General features: G+C 39.8%; 2 protein-coding genes. One reads left to right on the plus strand and one right to left on the minus strand.

What is annotated here, in order from left to right; genetic code table 11:
- Positions 1 to 304 precede the first annotated feature (304 nt).
- Complete coding sequence (locus IQ229_RS19440) at positions 305 to 1,495, plus strand: sensor histidine kinase (protein WP_194046562.1); 1,191 nt, start codon at positions 305 to 307, stop codon at positions 1,493 to 1,495.
- Between the two features lie 111 nt (positions 1,496 to 1,606).
- Here IQ229_RS19440 and IQ229_RS19445 read toward each other — a convergent pair whose 3' ends face one another.
- A complete protein-coding gene (locus IQ229_RS19445) occupies positions 1,607 to 2,917 on the minus strand; it encodes an aminopeptidase P N-terminal domain-containing protein (protein ID WP_194046564.1) in 1,311 nt (436 codons plus the stop codon).
- Between the last annotated feature and the right edge of the window lie 431 nt (positions 2,918 to 3,348).

The raw sequence follows: 3,348 nt of genomic DNA on the forward strand, positions 1-3,348 counted from the left end.
GGTAATTTTTAAAACTTATGCTACTATTTATGTTGTGAGTGCACCACTTACACAGACTGCTAAACAATATAGTCGAGCCAAGCATCAAGAATGTTACATGCTTGATTGATATTTTTTAATAGGAAATAAGTTATATTGGTAAAAATTTATACGAAGTAAATTAATCAGCAAACAAAAGAGCATATATAATCTATTCCTTTTGGTAGGTGAACTAAATTGTTAAATTTGGTAAATACCCACTGCACTCGCTAAACTAATTGGATATGGAAGTTTACTCATCTATCTCCTAGCTGAATTTAACATAATGGATTTTAGTCAAGTACTGGCTGAAAAAACGGACACCATCGTTGATAAATGGATTCTAGCAGTTCGTAAGGATAGACGGATTGAAAGTGCTGATGACCTATCTTATACAGCGGTAAAGGATCATGTCCCTGATGTTTTGAAAGCAATGGTAACGGTGCTTTCAAAATCTCAGGATAATGATATTCAGTCGATAGTTACTGCCAGTTTCCAGCATGGAGCTATTCGAGCCGAACAAGGGTTTGATCCAGCAGAAATAGCCAGAGAATATCATTTGCTACGAACAGTAATATTTGATGCTCTACAAGCAGATTTATTGGGGGGAACACCTGTAGAGATAATTCGTTCCATACGTTTGATTGACGCTATCATAGACGAAGCGATCGCTCGATGTTTCAAGAGTTATGTTGAAGAACGCTTGCGGGAATTACAGCAGTTGCAAGCATCGCTAACACTCCATAATGAGGAACTCACGCAGTTAATTAGTGCTAATCAAGAGTATCTTTCCCAACTAGCCCACGAATTAAAACATCCTCTAACTTCTATTATTGGTTATTCGGATCTGTTTTTACGCCAACAACGACGAAAGCCCGATATAAAAGAGAAGTATACTAATTTAGAACATATTGAGCGGGTACTACGCAATGGTAGACAGCTACTCCATTTAATCAATGATGTACTAGAACTTTCGCGCTATGAGGCAGGACAGATAAAAATCCAATTAACGCCTACCGATGTGCGGGAATTAATCGATAATGTCTGTCAAATGTTGGAACCTTTGGCTGCGGGAAAAAATTTACAAATCGTAGTCGATTGCGATCGCGCACCCGAAAAGTTGATTACAGATTCTTTTCAATTACAACAAATAGTTACAAATCTTATTAGTAATGCGATTCGTTATACAGAGTCGGGGACTATTATTACAATATGTCAAGTGTTAGATAACCAGAGATGGGCGATCGCAGTTTCTGACACTGGAGTTGGCATTGCACCCGAAAACCAAGCTCAGATATTTGAACCTTACTTTCGCGTGAGTTCTAGCGATCGCCCCTATCTTCCTGATAGTACGGGATTGGGATTAGCGATCGTTTCACGGTTGGTAAAACTATTGCAAGGTCAAATTAACCTAGTCTCGCAGGTAGGCGTTGGCTCTACTTTCACCGCAATTTTTCCTTTAGAAGTGGAGTTTTAAAAGTATTGGGCGACTGGAAGTCGCGGCTAAGCAGGTGCAGAACTGCCGAACGTATTTCTGCAAAGTCATCCATTTTTCCTAACTTGACACCAATGGCATCATCCCCATTTTTTATCTTTCTATTTCATCTATTTCTTTTGGAACCTCCGCAGTTAAAACCTCATGTCCCCCAGGTGTAACTAACACATCATCCTCAATACGAATACCAATGCCAACCCATCGAGGATCAGTCTCAGGCTGGTCTTCTGCTAGTTTGGTATCTGGCACAATATATAGTCCCGGTTCCACTGTCAAAATTTGACCTGGTTGTAAAATCTGTGGTTTGTCTTCACCATGCTGGTAAACACCTACATCATGGACATCCAAACCTAACCAATGACTGGTGCGATGCATATAATATGGCTTGTATTTCTCTTCTTCAATTAACTTATCAATTTCACCTTTGAGAATGCCAAGTTCGACTAAACCTTCCGTGAGAATGCGCACTGCTGTATCGTGAACTAATTTGAAAGGATTACCTGGTTGCACTTGAGCGATCGCTTGTTTTTGTGCCTCTAAAACAATCTCATACAGCGTCTTTTGTTCTGGCGTAAACTTATCCCCCACAGGAAATGTCCGGGTAATATCAGAATTGTAATAACCGTAAGCACAACCGGCATCAATTAGCAGTAATTCTCCATCCTGCATTTGACGATTATTTTCAATGTAGTGTAGTACGCAAGCATTTACACCAGAAGCCACAATCGAAGGATAAGCAGGCCCTAACCCACCCCGCACTCGAAAGATCCGCTCCATCTCCGCCTGTATTTCGTACTCATAACGTCCAGGTGCGGCGATTTCTTGGGCATAATTGTGTGCAACAGTAGCGATCGCAGCTGCTTGACGCATCAATTGCACCTCAGCTTCGCTTTTGATCAATCTCATGCTGTTCAGGACAGGGCCAGTATCTTCAATAGCGATCGGGCCTGTACCGCGCTTCGGATAAGTCCGCAGTAAACTTTGGTAATGTTTCAGGATTTGATCGTTAAAATTGCGATCGCGTCCTAAGTGATAATAAATCCGGCTGGCTTTTTCTAAATACTGCGGCAACTTTTCATCTAACTCGCTAATCGGGTACGCTTCATCAGCACCATAAATTTCCTTGGCTGCATCTACCCCACAAAGATAACCAGTCCATACTTCCTTTTCGCGATCCTTTGGTTGGACAAACAGCACAAACCGATGTTCTGAATGATGCGGCGCTAACACTGCTACTGCTTGTGGCTCATTAAAACCAGTCAAGTAAAAAAAATCACTATCTTGGCGATAAACATACTCGACATCGTTGTGCATCACTGCCATTGGCGCACTGCGAAAAATGGCTGTCCCATCACCAATTTTTGCCATTAATTGCTCGCGACGCTGCCGATATTCTGTTTGCATAGTTGATGTACTTTTAAAAGTATTGTGTTATTTGACACTTTTGGCAACTAACAGATGCACAAATGATGCCTCTTAATAGTTACTAATCTAAGTTATTCTAACCAATATTTGTTTTCACTCAAGTTATACAGCAGAATACAAAATTCAGAAGTAAAACACGCTTTATACCTGGGTAACAGACTTAGCTTGTAGACCTCACCAACTTGAAATCTGCTGTAAATTTTTGGAGAAGGAAGAATTAATTATCTCGAAATACTCAGATTTTCTACTTTTGAAACAATTTGGAAATCTTGTTGTTATCAAATGATTTAGGATATTCATGAAGTTAAATACAGTTTTCAAGGTTTATTTTATACAAATTTTGAGATAACAAAGCTTACTGGAATTTTTCTGAAGATAACGGACTTGCAAAAACTAAATTATCCCAAATT

The organism is Nostoc cf. edaphicum LEGE 07299, from assembly GCF_015207245.1.
Classification (GTDB): domain Bacteria; phylum Cyanobacteriota; class Cyanobacteriia; order Cyanobacteriales; family Nostocaceae; genus Nostoc; species Nostoc edaphicum_B.

Bases quoted from the DNA above. Each gene is read 5' to 3' on its own strand.
- IQ229_RS19445 (WP_194046564.1), bottom strand. From the start codon at position 2,917: ATGCAAACAGAATATCGGCAGCGTCGCGAGCAATTAATGGCAAAAATT.
- IQ229_RS19440 (WP_194046562.1), top strand. From the start codon at position 305: ATGGATTTTAGTCAAGTACTGGCTGAAAAAACGGACACCATCGTTGAT.